Annotated in this window: 14 protein-coding genes and 1 pseudogene; 12 read left to right on the forward strand and 3 right to left on the reverse strand. The window is 41.2% G+C overall.

Translation table 11 applies throughout. The features are described 5' to 3' along the window. Positions 1-338 precede the first annotated feature (338 nt). The 7 genes from RMX98_RS17875 (at position 339) to RMX98_RS17905 (ending at position 9,200) form a co-directional block, all read left to right on the forward strand. The gene (locus RMX98_RS17875) at positions 339-1,547 is read left to right on the forward strand and encodes an ABC exporter membrane fusion protein (RefSeq protein ID WP_322678036.1); all 1,209 of its coding nucleotides are present in this window, start codon (positions 339-341) and stop codon (positions 1,545-1,547) included. Between the two features lie 126 nt (positions 1,548-1,673). Then, on the forward strand, positions 1,674-2,852 hold the full coding sequence (gene devC, locus RMX98_RS17880; protein ID WP_322678035.1) for an ABC transporter permease DevC: 1,179 nt from the start codon (positions 1,674-1,676) through the stop codon (positions 2,850-2,852). Between the two features lie 331 nt (positions 2,853-3,183). Beyond that, positions 3,184-4,188, forward strand: coding sequence for an NAD-dependent epimerase/dehydratase family protein (locus tag RMX98_RS17885; RefSeq protein ID WP_322678034.1), 1,005 nt, complete (start codon positions 3,184-3,186; stop codon positions 4,186-4,188). Between the two features lie 187 nt (positions 4,189-4,375). After that, entirely contained in the window at positions 4,376-5,359 is a 984-nt protein-coding gene (locus RMX98_RS17890) for a glycosyltransferase family 2 protein (RefSeq protein ID WP_322678033.1), read from the forward strand. 78 nt (positions 5,360-5,437) lie between these two features. Further along, complete coding sequence (locus RMX98_RS17895; RefSeq protein ID WP_322678032.1) at positions 5,438-5,905, forward strand: DUF2141 domain-containing protein; 468 nt, start codon at positions 5,438-5,440, stop codon at positions 5,903-5,905. A 176-nt stretch (positions 5,906-6,081) separates the two neighbouring features. Continuing rightward, positions 6,082-7,341: a glycosyltransferase family 2 protein gene (locus RMX98_RS17900; protein WP_322678031.1), complete on the forward strand. Its 1,260-nt coding sequence runs from the start codon at positions 6,082-6,084 to the stop codon at positions 7,339-7,341. 581 nt (positions 7,342-7,922) lie between these two features. Next, positions 7,923-9,200 carry a glycosyltransferase gene (locus RMX98_RS17905; protein ID WP_322678030.1) on the forward strand — a complete coding sequence of 426 codons (1,278 nt, stop codon included), beginning with the start codon at positions 7,923-7,925 and terminating at the stop codon, positions 9,198-9,200. Positions 9,201-9,602: 402 nt separating this feature from the next. Here the strand turns inward: RMX98_RS17905 and RMX98_RS17910 are convergent, their stop codons facing one another. Together RMX98_RS17910 and RMX98_RS17915 are read right to left on the reverse strand one after the other, a co-directional pair. Next, the gene (locus RMX98_RS17910; protein WP_409881335.1) at positions 9,603-10,250 is read right to left on the reverse strand and encodes a response regulator; all 648 of its coding nucleotides are present in this window, start codon (positions 10,248-10,250) and stop codon (positions 9,603-9,605) included. A gap of 345 nt (positions 10,251-10,595) precedes the next feature. Further along, positions 10,596-11,975, reverse strand: a complete 1,380-nt coding sequence (locus RMX98_RS17915) for a sensor histidine kinase (protein ID WP_322678027.1) — start codon at positions 11,973-11,975, stop codon at positions 10,596-10,598. A gap of 575 nt (positions 11,976-12,550) precedes the next feature. On the opposite strand from RMX98_RS17915, the gene RMX98_RS17920 reads away from it, so the two are divergent. The 3 genes from RMX98_RS17920 to RMX98_RS17930 all read left to right on the forward strand — a co-directional run bounded on the left by RMX98_RS17920 (position 12,551) and on the right by RMX98_RS17930 (position 16,092). Beyond that, positions 12,551-12,928: a hypothetical protein gene (locus RMX98_RS17920; RefSeq protein WP_322643246.1), complete on the forward strand. Its 378-nt coding sequence runs from the start codon at positions 12,551-12,553 to the stop codon at positions 12,926-12,928. Between the two features lie 335 nt (positions 12,929-13,263). Further along, positions 13,264-13,803, forward strand: coding sequence for a hypothetical protein (locus RMX98_RS17925; RefSeq protein ID WP_322678026.1), 540 nt, complete (start codon positions 13,264-13,266; stop codon positions 13,801-13,803). Positions 13,804-14,196: 393 nt separating this feature from the next. After that, positions 14,197-16,092, forward strand: coding sequence for a cadherin-like domain-containing protein (locus RMX98_RS17930; protein WP_322678025.1), 1,896 nt, complete (start codon positions 14,197-14,199; stop codon positions 16,090-16,092). Positions 16,093-16,338: 246 nt separating this feature from the next. Here RMX98_RS17930 and RMX98_RS17935 read toward each other — a convergent pair whose 3' ends face one another. After that, positions 16,339-16,563, reverse strand: coding sequence for a hypothetical protein (locus RMX98_RS17935; RefSeq protein ID WP_409881592.1), 225 nt, complete (start codon positions 16,561-16,563; stop codon positions 16,339-16,341). A gap of 384 nt (positions 16,564-16,947) precedes the next feature. Here RMX98_RS17935 and RMX98_RS17940 point away from each other — a divergent pair, with 384 nt between their 5' ends. Continuing rightward, positions 16,948-17,796 (forward strand): sulfotransferase, encoded by an 849-nt coding sequence (locus RMX98_RS17940; protein ID WP_322678023.1) that lies wholly within the window; start codon positions 16,948-16,950, stop codon positions 17,794-17,796. Positions 17,797-17,944: 148 nt separating this feature from the next. After that, positions 17,945-18,597: pseudogene (locus tag RMX98_RS17945) on the forward strand (hypothetical protein); the annotation flags it as partial.

Here is an 18,597-nt window from a genome sequence, read left to right on the forward strand (position 1 = left end):
TCCAAGTTTTGATTGCATTTTTATTAGCGCTTCGTTGTTCTTGAGAGTTAAGTTTTCTGGTTAGCGAGATTGTATTTTACGCTACTGGTTTAGATGTCAAATTAGGATATAACTTAGGAAGCTTTGAAGTAACACCACCATTAATTTTCACGCCAAAATAGTGATTTTGGGCGGCAAAAGCGTACAACAATTCATATAAAACCAATTTAGACCCATCCATTTGATTAAAGTAGAAACCCTAGAGTAAAAGCCCTCTTGGTAATTTGAGGATGAGTCTATATCTAATGGACTAAATATAACCAGGTTATCTCCTAAAAAAGCAGAATTGGAATGAAAAGATGGCAGTAAATAAAGAAAGTAGATTATTCAGAAAACCCGTAGGCCGATCGCAAGTAATTTTAGCAGCTTCTCTGACTTTGGCGGCTGGATTAATCGCTTTCTATAGTTTGACACCCTATTGGTATAAACCCAAAGTTGTGACAGCGCCAGCAAATCCTCCAAAAGCTGCCACGCCTGCGAAAGTTGCTGTGACTGCTTTGGGACGTTTAGAGCCAGAAGGCGAAGTTACTACTTTGACTGCTCCCACTTCCAATAATGGGGTGCGAGTAGACAGACTGTTGGTGAAAGAAGGAGATACGGTTAAAGCAGGGCAATTATTGGCCTATCTCGAAAATTATGGTCGTTCTAAAACCGCATTGCAACAGGCTATAGACCAGCTGCAAGTTGCCAAAGCTAAATTAGCGCAGGTGAAATCTGGAGGTAAAACCGGAGATGTTGATGCTCAAAAGGCTGTAATTGCCCGTTTAGAGCCACAATATAAAGGAGACGTTGCGACACAACAGGCGACAATTGACCGCATCCAAGCAGAAGTAGACAATGCTCAAGCCGAGAATAATCGCTATCAGCAATTATATAGACAAGGTGCGATCGCGGCTTCTGTAGCAGATAGCAAAGCTTTGCAACTAAAGACTACACAACAACAACTAACAGAAGCCCAAGCCACTCTCAAGCGGACTCAAGACACATACCAAGAACAACGCAAGCAAGCACAAGCACAACTCACCAGCATTAGCGAAGTGCGTAGTGTAGACGTTCAGGTGGCACAAACTGAAGTTAACAGTGCCACAACTTCTGTTCAACAAGCAAAAGCCGACTTGGATTTAAGTTACATCAAATCTCCCATAAATGGCAAAATTTTAAAAATTCATGCTAAAACCGGAGAAGTAATCAGCACCAATAAAGGATTTGCTGAAATCGGTAAAACATCTCAAATGTATGTGATTGCAGAGGTGTATCAAACCGATATTCAAAAAGTGCGTGTAGGACAAAAAGCCACCATTACCAGCACTGCATTTCCTGGAACAATCAAAGGAACTGTAAAAGAAGTTGGTTGGCAAGTTGACAAACAAAATATCTTCAGCATCAACCCTGGCTCAGATACAGACCGCAGAATAATTGAAGTGAAAATCTCCATCGATAATCCCGCAGATAGTCAAAAGGTTGCTCGTTTAACCAACTTACAGGTGGATGTCGCCATTCATATTTAGTCATTATGCATGGAGCATTGGTCATTCACAAATGACAAATGATAAATGACAAATGACATAGGCGCTTCTCTACGAGACGCTACGCGAACGCCTTCCCGCAGGGTATGACAAATAACAAATAAATCCATGATTTTCAAAATTCCTTTAGCATGGCTACAGCTAGCCCAGCAAAAAGTTCGTTTACTAGTAGCTGTAGCCGGAATTGGTTTTATTGTGCTGCTCATGTTTGTGCAACTTGGTTTTCAAGATGCTCTTTATTCCAGTGCAACTGCTGTGCATCAAAATCTCAAAGGAGATTTATTTTTAGTGAGTTCGCAATATAAATCTTTGACCTCAAATCAAAGTTTTTCGCGAACTCGTTTATATCAATCTCTAGGCTTTGATGGCGTAGAGTCAGTTAGCCCGATGTATTTGCAATTTGCCAAACTCAAAAATCCGGCAACTAGTGAGAAATATTCAATATATGTTATTGGTTTCGACCCAGGTAGACCTGTGATGAATCTCCCAGAAGTGGAGAAAAATTTAGATAAACTCAAAATTCCCGATGTTGTGCTTTTTGACCGAGGTTCTCGCCCAGAGTTTGGCCCAATAGCTCAAAAATTTAATGCGGGAGAGACTGCACAGACAATTGAAATATTTCCCTACAATTCCTTAATTGGCTATAGAGTGAGAATTGGTGGTTTATTCACATTAGGCCCTTCATTTGGGGTAGATGGAAATTTACTTGTTAGTGACTCAACTTTTTTGAGGATAAATCCCAATACTCGTCCGGCGGATATGATAGATATCGGTTTGATTTCACTCAAACCTGGTGCTAATGCTGAAAACGTACTGAAAAATTTACAGGCAAATTTGCCTAGTGATGTCCAAGTTTTTACCCGCCAAGGCTTTATTGATTTTGAAAAAAACTATTGGGCTGTTAGAACACCCATTGGTTTTATTCTTAACTTGATGTTGACAATGGCTGCCGTTGTTGGTGTGGTTATTGTTTATCAAATTCTTTACAGCAATATTGCTACCCAATTTGTTGCTTACGCCACTTTAAAAGCCATTGGTTATGCCAATAGCTATTTATTAAATGTGGTATTTCAACAAGCTTTAATTTTGGCAATTTTAGGTTATATTCCAGGATTTATTACTTCTGTATTGTTGTATAGCTTTGCAGCAGAAGCAACTAAGTTACCAATAATTATGACCAATAATAATGCACTTATTGTCTTAACTTCAACAGTTCTTATGTGCATAACTTCTGGGGCGCTTGCTATCAATAAACTCCGTTCCGCCGATCCAGGAGATATTTTCTAAGCAATTACTATATTCTTGTTAAAAGTATTGCTTTGCATTAACTAATGGCGATTTGAAAAGCTTGTCCATTCGATTTCCGATAAACTGATGCAAAGCTCTACAATAGCAATGCGATTTGATTTATAAATTTATTTTTGTAGGAGGCAGCAATAGGCAATAGTCAAGAAAACTCTTTGAGTTGTACTGAGTTTTTTCACGCAATCAAATATGAGTCCTATAAGATTACCTATCTTTTCTCTATGCACTTCTGCATAAGATAAAAATATTTGGTATTCTTTCACCGAAAACAGACTTCTAATCCAAAATCTAAAATTGGTATAACCCTTAATATATGAACCTCAACAACAAAACTCTCCTAATTACTGCAATCGATGAATTTGTCGGTTTGCGTACAGCCGAGTTAGCAATAGCGCAGGGAATGAAGGTTCGTGGACTACAAAGTTCTACAGAAAAGAACAAACAATTACAGCATTTAGGTGTTGAGATAATTATTGGTAGTATCACCGATTCTACTATTGCCCAAAAGGCTTGTCAGGGAGTAGATATCGTTTTACATACAGATCAAATTGCCGAAGAAGCTGGTACAATTAACCATTTTCGTGATATCAATGTTGGCGGTACTGTCAACATGGCTAAAGCTGCTAAACAGGCTGGTGTCAAAACATTTGTGCATCTATCCAGTGTAATGGTTTACGGTTTCAACTATCCTAATGGGGTTACAGAATCCGGCCCACTATCTGGCGAAAATAATCCCTACTGTCAAACGAAAATAGAAGCTGAAACAGCACTCTTAGAACTGAATAATTCCCCAGATTTTGGCATCATCATTATTAGGGCTGGAGATGTTTACGGCCCAGGAAGTATCCCCTGGATAGTTAGACCAATTCTGATGATGCGTCAAAAATTATTTGCTTGTGCCAATGATAGTAAAGGAGTGATCAATCATGTATATATAGATAACTTGATTGATGGCATCTTTCTGGCGATGGAAAAAGAAACCTACGGTGAAATATTTAATATCACCGACGGACAAGAAACTTCGTGGAAAGAGTATTTTATGCGTTTAGCAGCAATGGAAGGTTTACAAGCACCCCTTTCATTATCAAAAGATGAAATCAAGTTGTTTCTAAAGTTACGTGTTCAAGGGCAAAAACTTTTTCGGAAAAAAGTTGATATTTTTCCAGAGTCTATAGATTTTATGACTCGTCCCTACGCTTGTTCCATTGTCAAAGCCCAAAATCTGTTAAATTATAAACCAACAATTGACCTAGAATCAGGAATGCAGCGAACACATGAATGGCTGCAAAAAACAGATATTCAAAGCTTGATGAAATAGTTCACAGATTTTTGGCAATTCTGAAGTCAGGAGTCAGAAGTAAGAATTCAGAATGATACAAAATCAAGAAGCTAGAAGGCGCTTGATTTACTTGAAATTATTAAGCTTGATATCAAAGTATTCTTAATTCTGACTTCTTAGTAATTAAGCATTAAATAATCCACCATTTTCCGCATACTTGTTTTCTATGAGTAGCAATCAGCCACGATTGAGCATCGGATTACCTGTATACAATGGTGAAAAATTTCTCAGAGAAGCCATAGATTCAATTTTGGCTCAGACCTTTGAAGATTTTGAACTAATTATTTCAGATAATGCATCTACAGATAAAACTGAGGAAATTTGTAGAGCTTATGCCGAACAAGACCAGCGTATCTCTTACTACCGCAATGATACAAATATCGGTTGTGCCCGTAACTTTAACCGCGTCTTTGAATTGTCTTCAAGTGAGTACTTTAAATGGGTAGCCTATGATGATCTACATGCTCCAGATTTTATCAAGAAGTGTATTGAGGTGCTTGACCAAGACCCTACTATAATCTTGTGTCACTCCCAGGTATATTTCATTGATGAAAAGGGGAGTTTTCTCCAAAACTACGATATCAAACTCAAGGCAGATGCATTAAAACCACACGAGCGGTTTCACGAATTGCTGACCAAGCATTTATGTTATCAATGTTATGGTGTAATTCGCGCTAATGTCCTGAGAATGATACCACCTATGGGTGGTTACGGTAATGCAGATGGAATTCTTTTGTTAAGACTTGGTATTCTTGGTAGGTTTTATGAAATCCCTGAATACCTGTTTTTTGCCAGAAGTCATCCGCAACAATCAATGAGTATGTTTTTTCCGAATTATTTGTTGTTAGCAAACAACAATGAAAAATCCTCATTGAGTATACTACCTGATTTTTATGGGTATGCAGTGTGGTTTGATTCAGCAAAAAAAGGACAAATTTTATTGCCACATTGGAGAATTATCTGGGAGTATTTACTTTCTATATGGCGTACTCCCTTGAGTTTGAATGAGCGCCTGTGTTGTCATCGAAGTCTACATCAGCAGTTAAAAGGTACAGAATATCTTTTGCTGAAAGATTTGCTAATAGCGCTGCAAAGACTTTGGCAAGGTTGGCAACCAGCATCAATTAAAGAACAGCAAATCACACTTTGAACGGATCAGTTCATAAATTAAAGCTGGTGAATACAGCTTTTAATCAATCCCAAAATCACCTATTCTGACTACAAAATTATGCTGAAATTATCTCAACTATCTCATGTTTTGCTTGCGGCTTTAGCGAGCATCAGCTTTGCTAAAACAGTGAATGCAGAGCCAACTGCAACACTTAGTGTTGTGGTAAATGGAATACATCACCAAAAAGGTGAGATTTGCTTCCGAGTTTACTCAAGTGAAAAAGGATTTCCGATGAGTAATTCTAGTGGCTCTCAAAGTGGCTGCGCTAAGATTACTGGCACTTCTGTAAAAAAAGAATTTTCCGGTTTGAAACCTGGAACTTATGCTGTCGCTGTAGTTGACGATCAAAATGGCGATCGCAAATTAAATAAAGACTTTTTTGGTATTCCCAAAGAAGGTTTTGGAATTTCTAAAAATCCAACTGTGTCCATAAAAACAGGTACACCAAAGTTTCGTGATGCCAGTTTTGTTGTAAACAAAAATACAACAGTTAATATCATCATGAAATATTCGCTGGATTCGTAAAGGGAATGGGAAGTAGGGAGACAAGGGGACAAGGAGACAAGGGGACAAGGGGGACAAGGGGGAATTATTGAACAACTCTCTCCCAAGTCTCCCCCCTCTTCCTTGTCTACCTTGTCTCTTCTCAATGCCCCATGCCCAATGCCCAATCCCTCATTCTGTCGGAGACTAAAAATTTAATGGAAGATTTGGCGATATTTCTGTCTAAGTCTTTGACGGGTTGGCTGGTTATTCAGGTGTGTTTCACGCTTGTCTTTATATGGTATCTGCGCTCATCTAAAAAAAACTTATTACCAGACGATCAGTTACCTAAAACCGCAGTAATTCTTTGCTTACGCGGAGCCGATCCGTTTTTGCCTAGATGTTTGCGATCGCTCCTAAATCAAAACTATCCACAGTATGATTTAAAGTTGATCGTTGATAGTCACGAAGATCCCGCTTGGAAAATTGCCAGTGAAACTATCACTGAGCAAGAAGCAACTAATGTTCAAATCAGCCCTTTAAGAATAGTACGCAACAATTGTAGTCTCAAATGCAGTTCTTTAATCCAAGCTGTCCGTGAGTTGGATGATTCCTACAAGGTGGTTGCTTTAGTAGATGCTGATACTATAGTTCATGTGAATTGGCTACGAGAATTAGTCAGTCCTTTAGGCGATGCGAAAGTAGGCGCAACAACCGGCAATCGTTGGTACGTGCCAACAGGTAGGTATTGGGGTTCTTTAGTGCGGTACGTCGGCAATGTGTCTACAGTAGTGCAAATGTTTATCTTTCAGATTCCTTGGGGTGGAACTTTGGCTGTGAAAACAGAAGTGCTTCGCCAAACAGAACTGCTAGATAAGTGGGGACAAGCTTTAGGCGAAGATTTTATGATGCACGACATCCTGAAAAAACATGGTTTTCAGGTAAAGTTTGTACCTTCGCTGCTAATAGTCAATCGTGAAGAGACTGATTTATTCAACTTAATAGACTATCTCAAGCGCCTCATCCTTTTTTCTCGACTGTATCACCCACGCTGGTTAGCTCTTGTTAGTGAAGCTGTTTCTAGCATTTTGTTTCCGACTCTACTGATTGTGTTAGTTCTAGAGTCGTTGTTAGAGGCAAAATGGGAAGCTGCGACTCTCTTGTTAGGCTGCTATGGAGTCTATACTGTCGCATTACTCTTGATAATGCTGGTGTTGGAATTAGAGATACAGCGAGTAGTTCGCTCTAATGACCAGGCGATCACAAAATTATCAGCTGCTACAATCATTAAAATGTTAATTGGGATTCCGTTGACACAGTGGGTTTATGGGTTAGCGATGCTATCATCCCTGTGGGTTTCAACAGTCACTTGGCGCGGTGTCAGCTATCGAGTTCAAGGGCCCTGGAATGTTCGGTTAGTTGAATATCGCCCTTATCAATGGTTGGATCAGCCGATTAATAGCAAGGTTTCTCTCTGAAATAAATTGTTAGATATAAACTAGGGTATGAAAGTTCTTACACTAAACATTCCCTAGTCTTCAAATTATATTATCTTATATTTAGTAGAACTATATTAGCTATAACCCTTGTCAAAATACAGTTTTTGTTTGTTGATTAACCAAATTTATTTCGATTCATGACAAGGGTTTGTAGAAATATATTAAGGGGAATTTTGACTTAGTATTTTGGATAGCTTGATAGTTTCTAAGCCAGGTAGATATAGCGGTTTGCTTCTAATCCAGACCTAACCAGCAACACCTTATCTACGTCTTTTTAAGTCTCTTTTGAGACGGAAGTGGAAAAACTTTTGTTGCTGGAAAGGGAGTAAGCTTCTCTCTTTGTATATGGAAGTGAGGTCAGAGTTTATTACACGCAAACAAGAAACCTTAGAAACATCATCTTCATAATCGGCAATTTTGGCTATTTAACAATGCGTAAATCCTTAGTCTAACTGTATTAGTGGGAATTTCTGAGCCAAATAATCAGGATGTTCATCAAACATTTGCTGCGTAAATCCTAAGTTAAAAACCAGCAATTTTGTGAAATATTCCCCTTTATTATGACTAAGCAAAAACTTCGCATTGCACTGTTTACAGGGTTGTATGCTCCTTTCTTAACTGGTGTTTCCGTTGCAGTTCACCAACGAGTTCGTTGGTTGCTAGAGCAGGGACATGAGGTTTTTCTAATCCATCCGCAAATCAATGATCGCTACCCCAAAAATGTTGGCGATCGCCCCATGCCAGGTTTAGAAGAAATTCAATCTTTCCCCAATTTTTCTGCTTACGCATTCCCTACAGAACCACTGGTATTTTACAAGTCTCTTCCTCAACCATTAAACTATCGGCATTGGAGCGATACCAAGTTGTTGGAGAAATTTCAGCCCGATATTATCGTGGTTGAAGAAGCAGCCCAAATGAGAGGTTTATACTCATTTTTCTTACAAGGTTATGGTCGTCCAATCGGCACTCAATATGCAAAACGAACAGGCACACCAATAATATCACTCTTCCATACAGATATTGTTGCGTATATCAAATATTACTTTGGAGAGCGATTTTTCAATTTGGTTCGTCCCATCGTTCCCGTTTTAGTCAAGCAATTTAGTGAGTCTTATGACTTCAATTACTTCTCTTCTAAAGAACAACTGACTAAATACGAAGAACTGAAATGCCAACGTGCTGAATACGTCGCTTATCAAGGTATCGATTGCGAGAAATTTCACCCGCGAAACATTTGTTACGATCCCATTCCTAACGATAATCGACCAACTCTGTTGTTTGTCGGACGCATCACACCCGAAAAGAATGTCAACCAATTGCTTGATATCTTTCCAGTCATAGCTGCGAAAATTCCTGATGTGCATCTGGTGATTGTTGGTAGTGGCCCACTAGATGAAGAGATTCGTGAGCGTGCTAAAAAGTTTGGATCGGGTGTTACTGTATGGGGTGAGTCTCATGGTACAGAACTTCTAGGTTGGTTTGCCAGAGCAGATGTTTTTGTTAACCCCTCCGTCACCGAGAACTTCTGCACTACAAATAACGAAGCATTAGCATCTGCAACCCCTTTGGTTGCTGTTGTTGCACCGTCAACATCAGAACAGGTATTTCCTGGTCGTAACGGCTTCCTTGCCCAACCTAACAACCCCACAGATTTCGCTCAAAAGGTAATTGCGATTCTGGAAAATCCCGGTTTGAAAGCAGATATGACTAGACACGCTCGCCCCTCTATACTCGAATTTGATTGGTCAGCGTGTATGCAGAAATTTGAACACAAACTTTACCAAATCGTTGAAGGAGCGCAGAAGGTGAAGGTAGGTACAACCAGTATAAGAGGATAACGATCGCAAATATGACGATCGCTAGTATTTAGAATACTAGCGATCGCTAACACTGCAACTTTTTGCACCAACGAGTTTAGAATGATTAAACACATTCGACTTGCATTCTCCTAGTTGCAGCTAGTGGAAGCTGTGAGTTAATGAAACTTTGAATTTTTCCTTTCTCTACCAGGCTGCACCTTAGATGCAAGTCGATACAACTTAGATGCATCTACCCGCAACTAAGTTGCATCGACCTGCAATTTAAATGCATCGACTTGCAATTTAGTTGCATCGACCTGCACAATAGTAGTAGCGCTGGCGTAGCCCACCGTAGGTATCGCTACTACTCTTGTTAAAATCAATTTTCTTAAAACTTTGCAATATAAAATATTCAAAATTAACTAAGTTGATTCACCAATACTAAAGACATCCGACTCGCACTGCTGTAGTTGCAGCTTCAGTGCGGTTGGTTACTCCTAATTTATTTAGTACCTGGCTGACATGATGCCTAATAGTAGAAGGACTCAGTTTCATCTGTTGAGCGATCGCTTCATTACTTAATCCTAAAGCCAGTAGTGCTAAGACTTCTTGCTGTCGCTTGCTCAATTCATAGACAGTTTGGGATGACGGTTTGCTCGGTTGCAGCAAAGCCTGAATCACTTCTGCTGCCAACATAGAGCGACCCATCGCAGCAGCTCGTATGGTGTCTGCTAACTCATCAATCGAGATACCTTTGAGTAGGTAGCCAATGGCTCCGGCTTGCATTGCTTGCTGTACTAAGTCATTCTCTAGAAAACTCGTCAAAATTAAAACTTGAATTTCTGGGTATTTTTTGCGGATAGCTCTTGTTGCTTGTGCCCCATTCATCCCCGACATCATCAAATCCATCAGCACCACATCTGGCTGCAACTGTTCGCACAAATGTATTGCTTCATCTGCATTACGCGCTTCACCCACTAATTCAATGTCATCAAACGCCAGCAAGATAAATTTAATACCTCCCCGCAGGATTTCATGATCGTCAACACTAATTACCCGAATCGGTTTCAATGATTTATCTTTTTCCATATATTCCATACATAAATCCGGGATATTAAAGCTATTTTTAAAACATTTACATTACATTATTCTTCCATTTTCAGTATTTATACGTGAAATTCTTAATCTTTAATTTTTTATTTGCCGCCAGTCAATCACGCAAAAATCCCACAATCATAGTATGAAAATCTGTCTTTTTTAAGCGAGTCAATGAAAATAAACATCACTATATTACAAAAATCAATATATCTAAAACCCTTACCAATGAAATATGAAAAATACTTCGGCTCCGAGGTAGTTGAATCTCGACTTCGCTCGATTACCGCGTAGTCGAAACTCAGTACAAGTGACAAATGACAATTTCAGTAGTTAACTTTATTTCTGCCCAATACTTTTATTTACAGCGCTTGACCAACTCAGAACAATCTCAGTCCCTTCCCCTGGATAGCTTGACAAATGGAAAGTAGCACCAATGGACTCAGCCCGTTCTTTCATAATTGCTATTCCCAAATGACCAGATGATATCGGTATCTGTCTGAGGTCAAAACCGCAGCCATTATCGTTGATACCCAAAACCAGCTTTTGTGAATCGTACTCAAGGCTGACTGATACAAGCGTTGCTTGGGCATGTTTAATAATATTATTAAGTGCTTCTTGAGTAATCCGATAGAAAACGAGCTTTACCTCACTAGATAAAGAAAAATCACCTTTTACCGTTGTTGTTACCTGTAAACTTGCCCGTCCAGAAATTGCCTTGGTTAACTGCTGTATTAGTTCACCTAACGGTTTCTCTGCCAAACCATCGGGACGTAACTCGATTAGTAAATTTCGCATCTCTGCTAATGCCCCTTGTGTGAGTTGGGCGAGTTCCTCTAATCCTTGTTGGGCTATGTCTGGGTTGCGTTTCCAAACTCTAGGTAAAGCTTCGGCAGTTGTCGCTACAGTAAACAATGTCTGCGAGACTGAATCGTGTAAGTCACGAGCGAGGCGATTTCGCTCAACTTCCACAGCAATTTTTCGTAGCCGTTCGCTTTCTAGCAATTGTTCGCGTAGTTTCACCGCTTGCATTAAATCTTTGGATAAGCGTAGACTCATAATTATCGCGAAGGACAGATATCCAAATTCAGTCAGGTAGATAAATTGGATCTTTTCCAAATCTACTAGGCGATCGTGTTGCACAGCTACTATCTGAATCGCTAAACTCACGCCTAAACTAAGTGCTGCTTGCTTCTCACCGCGCCGATATTGAAGGTAACAAGTAGAAACAGCGAAAATAGTATTACTGTTTAAAGCTAATAATTGAAAACCGAATAAGGGATTGAGTGTACCTTCTGGGTAATAAATAGATTCGCCCCAAGGCAAAGAAACACTTGATAGGCTACTTACATGAGAGTAGAGAATCCCTGTTGGGGAAATTTGGTTGATTAACAGGCTGATGGCGTACAGGCTATTCAGTACCAAAATTAAACGCACTGGCTTTATTTTAGTAAAAACAGCTATAAACCATACAACAGTCACAGCATAAATATATCCTACAGAACATACCAATTTTTGAGCAGCGATGTAGTCTTCTACGTTAGCAGCTTGATATCTCAGCATTAAAGCTAGGATATAGCTAACACATCCTAAGCAAACTAACCCAAAGTGCAAATGAAGCCTGGTTTGTAATTTTCCACAGGCAATCAGCAGGTGAAACAGACCAACATATAAACAAATGCCAGTAACTATACCCAGGACGATTAGAACCAGAGTCATTAGTTAATTGTATCAAATATATACAAGCATCATATACGTTTATTCAGACGATCGCTTCTCATGCAAAAAGAGCGATCGCATCTACTTGGATAATTCTTTGATGCTGATATCCTTTGCATTAACCTGTACCTTTGTTGCATTGGCTAGCAACTTAGTAGCATTGACTTGCAACTTGATTGTATTAGGATATACCCTTGTTGCATTCAAGTTGTACAAATGAGCGTGACTCAGTTATTAAGGAGTAGTGACAATACTTCTCGGTTAAGGGGAAAAGGGGAAAGGGAAAAGGGAAAGAAAAAACCTTTAACCTTTACCCTTTACCCTTTACCCCAAACCCGATTCCGAGTTAAAAATGCACAAAGCGAGAAGTATTGGGAGTAGTGACGTTTGCCACTCTTTTTGTTCAGTATAAGTCTTGTAGGGTGTGTTATCGCACGAACGTAACGTACCGCCAAGGATTTACGGTGCGTTAGGACTGCCGTCCATAACGCACCCTACTTAAATTTTTCACCTTACTGATAGCTTTAGAGTGGCAATGGGTACATTAAATACATCACTGACAGCAGTATGTTAATATGACCACCCAAAATACAACACGCCGTTTGCGCCCTCAATTAATTAGTGAAGATGTTACTTCATGGCACGGTTTACAAACCATCAATACTTATGAAACTAACCGTGCTGAAGCCTCTGCTGCCAAATTACAGCAAGCTTATCAAGCTATGTTAGCCCAGCAACAAGCGGAAACTGAAAAACAAACTTTATACCGGGCTGCGGCTGATGCTGCACGATTAGCAGAATGGGAATTTCACAATACGGTCTTAGCAATGAAAGAAGTTGTACGCGGACAATATGGATTAGATAGCGATCAAGCCCAAGCAGTAGGATTGAAGAAAAAATCGGAGTACAAGCGTCCTAGCCGTAAAAAGTCAGTTACATCATTAGCTAAGTAAAATTAACGCATTTTAAGAGAGCGATCGCACTTACATTACTTGTGCGATCGCTTTGTTGCATAGATGAGAACCTTAGACTTCTTGGCATTTGTCGGGAAAAGGTTTGTTATTTTCCCTTTACCCTTTACCCTTTAACCTTTACCCCTCTCTTGCAAAGCTCTCTATCACTTGTCATCCGTCAGCAAAATTTTAACACTACAAATAAGCATAAGTAACACTTATATAGGACAAAGATCCTAGTCAAAACTTGGATCTTTGTCCGATGCGGTGATTGAGGCGATCGCTATATAATCCATTTCGCCACAGCAAAATTTAGGCAATTACCTCACCCGACAATGAATAAAATTTGGTTTGGCAATACTTTATTGTTTAGTTCAGTTTTGGCAAGTACCTTACTTGCTAGTCCTAACGTTGCTAGGAGTAACGACTTCACCGTACCCGAAACTTTAGTAAATACAGCACCTTGTCGCCTTAATGTCACTGGTGCTTATCTAACAACAATCTTCAACGCAGATAACAGCGTCGCCTCTCGTGGAGTTATTACACTGACCGCAGATGGTAACTTTTTTGTCACCGACTCCAATCAAGGTGGTGTAACCAAGGTCTTCAATCCCTTTACTAGTGGACAAGGCGCTTGGAAGTGTAATGGCAAAACTGGAGTAAGTGCTAGGTCTATCACCTTTGCTTTTCCTGGAAGTGCAGGAGCCGGTAGCATTGGCCGCGCCAACTACCAAGCCACCTTTAATCCCCAAACGCAGACAGTACAAGGGACTATCACATTGCGCCTTTTCAACCTCAATGCTAATCCGTTGTTAAACAATGTCTCGCCTCTAGGAACATTCAACTTCTCTGGGCAACAAATCAAACCTAATTAATCGTTGAACGAACAAAGGCACAGAGAGTCAAAGGTTTAAGGATAAATTATTTCCTTTGCCAAAACGGTATTGAGCCACTTAGATATAGCATTCTCGTTTGGATGCAATACGCTTTAGTGGCGCACAGCTGTGCGTCCTTACAAACAAATATTTTTTGCTTGGAAGTCGCTTGAAAAACTCCGAAGCGATGTCTACGACAAGGCTTACGCCTACGCCACTCTCACGTTTCACATAAGTATCAATTATATAAGACAAAGATTCTTGTCAAAACTTGGATGTTTGTCCGATGCAGTCACAGAGGGGTAGACGCGCTGCTTCCGCTTGTCGTCAGACACCGCTCTATAGTCTACTTCACCACAGCAAACTTAACAACAAACGACGAAGGTAATAACTATGACAACTATCAATTTTGACGATTTAACTCCTGGTACAGTTTTAACTAATCAGTATTCAGGAGTAACGTTTTCATCCGATCCAGGGAATTCGGTCAGAACAGTTTTTTATCCCTTTGGGCCTTCTCTACCAAACGTAATCGGTACATTCAATTCAAGCGGCCAGATTAATGGAAACCTAAATCTTAATGTTGATTTTGCTCAACCAGTTAATGATTTATCGTTTTTTGTAGCAGGAGGAGATGATAGGGCTGGTACTGTTGCCAAAATTGATGTTTATACAACTACAAGTTCGTCACCCATTACAGTCGATATCATCACTGATGGTAATGGTCGTACTTCAGATCTTGTAGATTTATCATCATTCACAAACATTACCCGCATTAGTATTAACAACATAACGGATCCTAGAGGTTTTCCTTATGATAGCTTTCAATTCAACTTTGCTCCAGTTGCCGTTGATGACAGCGCCACTATCAATGAAGACACCGCCTTCAGTGACACCGTACTAGCCAATGATAGTGACTTAGATACAAGTGATGTCCTCACTGTTAGTGCAGTCAACGGCAATACTGCTAATGTGGGTAATCAAATTACCTTAGCTTCTGGTGCATTATTAACTCTCAATAGTGACGGTAGTTATAACTACAACCCCAACGGTCAATTTGAATCTTTAGCTGCGGGTGCGACTGCCAGCGACAGTTTTACTTATACTATTAGCGATGGTAGCGGCACTAGCACAGCTACAGTCAACCTCACCATCAACGGTGTCAACGATGCGCCCACAGGTTCGCCTACAGCTACATTAAGCAACACACCAGAAGATACTGCCATCGCCATTAATACATCTGACTTATTAGCAGGTTTCAGTGATGTCGATGCTGGTGATACCCTCTCAGTTACCAACTTGACTGCCACTAACGGGGCATTGGTAAATAACAACAATGGCACTTATACCTTCACCTCAAATGCCAACTTTAATGGTACTGTTAACCTTACCTACGATGTCACTGATGGCACAGCGACTTTAACCGGACAAACTCAAGCTTTCTCTGTCACCCCTATTAACGATGCCCCTGTTGCTGTTGATGATACTGCTACCACATTCTTTGGTACTACCGTCAACATTTCAGTTGCCACCCTACTAGCCAATGATAGCGATGTTGATAGCACCTCCCTTAGCATCACTGGTGTCAGCGGTGCGACCAACGGTACTGCTGTCCTGAATAATAACGGCACAGCCAACAACAGTGCAGATGATTTTGTTTCCTTTACACCAAATCTTCTGTTCTTTGGTAATGCCAGCTTTAACTACACCCTTAGCGATGGTAGCCTCACTGATACTGGTACAGTGACAGTGGCTGTCGGTATTAACAATAATGGCACGAATCAACCGGATAACATAATTGGCACTATTGGTAACGACATCATCAACGGCGGCAATGGCAACGATACCATCTACGGCGGCGCGGGTAACGATAGCCTCGACGGTGGTAATGGCAACGACATCTTGTATGGCGATGGACTGATGGATGGCGGCGCGGGTAACGATACCCTCAACGGTGGTAATGGTGATGATACCCTCTATGGCGGTGGTGGTAGCGATCGCCTCACAGGTGGAAATGGCAACGATCTGTTTTATGGTGGTGCTGGCAGTGACACCCTTACAGGTGGCAATGGTAACGATATCTTTGCCTTTGCTGGTGGACAAGGTACTGACACCATTACTGATTTTGTTAAGGGTAGCGATCTGATTGGATTGTATGGTGGTTTAAGCTTTGGGCAATTAAGTTTCTCTGGTAACAATATCTTAGTCACTTCCACTAATGAAATTTTGGCGACGCTGACTGGTATTAATACTACGACGCTGACTGCTGCTAATTTCGTCACACTTTAATCATCGCTATTTTATCCAACGTCTTTTAGATGCGTAGGTTGTGCTTCTGACTTTTCACGTCATGTGGAAAAGCCAACGAAAAACCTAACCCCCTAACCCCCTTCCCTACTAGCGTTGGGGGAAGATTCAAAGTCTCTCTCCTTGTAGGAGAGAGATTTAGAGAGAGGTTTTCCAGATCCCGTGAAAAGTCAGGTTGTGCTTACCGTGCGAGAATCCAACCTAAATAGTGCTTTGAGATGTTGGGTTTTATCCCTCAACCCAACCTACATCTACATCAGATTTTTTGTGAAAGTTTAACTTTGTTGGGTGGGCAAATGCTTGCTCACCTAACTGCACCTTTATTGCATTGGCTTGCACCTTTGTTACATCGACCTGCACCTTTGTTGCATCGACTTGCACCTTTGTTGTCTTCAAGAGCAATTTGATTGCATTGCCTTGCACCTTTGTGGCATTGAAATTGCACAAATTCACTTAGCTCAATCTTTAAATACTAGTGCTAATCATCACTTACCGAAAACGGCATAAGGGCATAAGTATTAATTATATAGGACAAAGATCCTAGTCAAAACTTGGATCTTTGTCCGATGCGGTCGTTGGAGCGATCGCTCTATAATTTCTTTCGCTACAGCAAAATTGTCACAACTGCCTAGCCTGTGAAATCACAACCCATAGGCAATACTTTTCGGATAAGTGCCAAACACCACTTTGGCGGTTTGGGAAAAGGGTAAACGGTAAGGGGTAAAGGGTGCATTTAAACCTTTTCCCTTTTACCTTTTCCCTTTAACGGAAAAGTATTGAACCCATAGGTGCAAAAGCTTTTATATCAAGGCAACAAATCAAAGCTAATTAACCGTAATGACTGGCAAAATCCACTTTATCTCCGGCTTACCTCGTTCCGGTTCCACCTTACTCGGAGCTTTACTGCGGCAAAATCCCCGATTTCACGCCAGTATGACAAGTCCCGTCGGGAGTTTGGTAAACCGAATGCTGGAAGCGATGAGCGAAGACAACGAATATTCTGTCTTTATCACCCCAGAGCAAAAACGGGCATTAACCTTAACGATATTTTCCACATTCTACCAGCCCCAAGCTGATAAAGAAGTCATCTTTGACACTAACCGCTTGTGGTGTAGCAAATTGTCCTTAATTCACGAGCTATTTCCTGGCTCCAAGGTAATTTGCTGTGTGCGAAATGTGGCTTGGATTATGGACAGCATCGAACGGCTAATTAGAAAAAACGCCTTTGATGTGTCGCGGATGTTTAACAATGCTGGCGAAGGTTCCACAGTTTACACCCGCACCGAAGCTTTGAGTGGTGGGGGAAGGTTAGTCGGGTTTGCTTATAACGCTCTCAAAGAAGCGTTTTATAGCGAACACAGCGCAAGTTTACTTTTAGTGGACTATGACTTATTAACCCAAGCACCGGATAAAACCCTATCGCTAATTTATCAATTCATAGAAGAAGAACCCTTTGAGCATGATTTCGATCGTGTGGAATACGAAGCTGAGGAATTTGATTCTCGGCTGAATACCAAAGGCTTACATCAGGTGCGTCGCAAAGTTGAGTTTAAACCGCGATCGACAATCTTACCACCGGATTTATTTGCTCAATATGATGCGTTGTCTTTTTGGCAGAACCCCAGTAATAGCCGAGCGAATGTGATTGTCGCCCAGCCGATACCAGCGGCGAATTCATCAAGCTGAGAATTTTCTCTCTTTGTTGCTGCATAGAGACTGTAGGTTGGGCTTACCGTGTGAAAACCCAACAAAGACTTGCAGATGTTGGGTTTCGTTGCGTCAACCCAACCTAGTATTTTTTCTTATTTACCTAACACCAGAGGAAATCAATCAAATGGCAAATTTCATCGTTAACCAAACCACTGATAACGGTCTTGGTGATACGAATGGCACCCTCAGTTATGCCATTCGCCAAGCTAACCAATTAGCAGGGGATGACACCATTACCATTGATAACGATGTTCGCATCACTGGGGTAATGAAGACCTTGGTGAACAGCAACATCACTATTACGGGCAACAACCACAGCATTAGCGGTGATGCTAATAACAACGGCATCAACGATAACGGCGACTTGCGCCCCCTATTCATCTTGTCAGGAACAGTCGGTATTTCCAATTTAACCATCACCAACGGACGAGCTAAAGGCGGAGATAGTAACGGTGGTGGTGGCGGTGCTGGTATGGGCGGCGGCTTGTTTATCTATGATGGCAATGTTTCCCTCACGAATGTTGCTTTTAGTAATAACGCAGCACAAGGTGGTAGTAGCGGTTCCGGCAGCAACGGCGGCGGCGGTATGTTTGGCAACGGCAGCAACGGCGGCGGCGGACTGTTTGCCAGTAGCACTGGCGACAACGGGGGCTACGGGGGCAACGGCAACTACGGCGGCTTCGGCGGCTCCGGCTTCTTCGGCGGCTCCGGCGGCTTCGGCGGCGGCGGCGGCAGCAGCTACGGCGCCGACGGCGGCTTCGGCGGCTTCGGCGGCGG

The sequence above is a fragment of the Nostoc sp. DedQUE02 genome, from assembly GCF_034531035.1.
GTDB lineage: Bacteria > Cyanobacteriota > Cyanobacteriia > Cyanobacteriales > Nostocaceae > Nostoc.